Source organism: Endozoicomonas sp. ONNA1 (assembly GCF_024606325.1).
Classification (GTDB): Bacteria; Pseudomonadota; Gammaproteobacteria; order Pseudomonadales; family Endozoicomonadaceae; genus Endozoicomonas_A.
In genome coordinates this window covers 1-1,092 of record NZ_JAHHPN010000808.1, presented here as the reverse complement: position 1 = coordinate 1,092, position 1,092 = coordinate 1, and the positions used below count along the sequence as shown (strand labels likewise).

At 49.7% G+C, this 1,092-nt stretch carries 1 protein-coding gene; it reads left to right on the top strand.

Annotated elements, in window-relative coordinates:
- Window positions 1-1,092, top strand: a 1,092-nt coding sequence (locus KDK19_RS19240) for a WD40 repeat domain-containing protein (RefSeq protein ID WP_257292650.1), incomplete at both ends; no start/stop codon positions are given.

Sequence of the window (1,092 nt, the reverse complement as noted above, 5' to 3'; positions counted from 1 at the left end):
TGAGAATCTTCGGCCAAAAGAGCGATGGATCATGGCAACCAAAAGGCACTTTCTCTCATGATGACGACGTCATAGCGCTCACCTTCAGCGCCAATGGCCTCTTCGTGTTGACCACCATTAACGATTACAAGGCGATAATCTACGGCAAGAAGAACGATGGAACATGGGAAGAAAAAGCGACTATTATCCATCATCGCTGTGTCAACTCAGCCACCTTCAGCGCCGATGGTCGCTATGTAGTGACTGCCAGTGGAGATCGCAAAGCGAAAATTTATGGCCGGTGCGACGATGGTTCATGGGTAGAAGAAACCATCATTCACCACGATCGTCCTGTCGAATCCGCCTTCTTCAGCGCCGATAGCCGCTATGTAGTGACCGCCAGTGAAGATGGCAAGGCGAAAATCTATGGCCGGAGTGACGATGGGTCATGGGCAGAAAAAACCATTATTTCCCACGACAAGGAGGTCTACTCGGCCAGGTTCAGCGCAAGTGGCCGCTATGTGATCACCCGTGGCAGAGACAACAAGATGAAAATCTATGGCCTGGACGACGGGTTATGGGAAGAAAAAACCACTATTTCCTACAATAGCTGGTTCTACTCAGCAGCCTTCAGCGCCAATGACCGCTATGTATTGACCGCCACTAAAGATCAAAAGGTGAGAATCCATGGCCTGGCCGACAATGGATCGTGGGAAGTAAAAGCGACTATTTCCCATGATGGCGAGCTCTACTCAGCCACCTTCAGCCCAGATAGCCGCTATGTATTGTCTGGCAGTGGCGATGGCAAGGCGAAACTCTATGGTCAGAAAGACGACAATGGATCATGGGAAGAAAAAGCCATCATTTCCCATGACAAAACAGTCGAGTCTGTCAAATTCAGCGCCGATAGCCGCCATCTGATCACCCGTAGTAGAGATAATACGGTGAAAATCTACGGTCAGAATGACGATGGATTATGGCAAGAAAAAGCCATCATCTCTCATCTTCGGAGTATCAGATCAGCCACCTTTAGCGTCGATGCCCGCCATGTGGTCACCGCCAGTTTCGATGGAACGGCGAAAATTTATGGTCAGAACAGCGATGGATCATGGG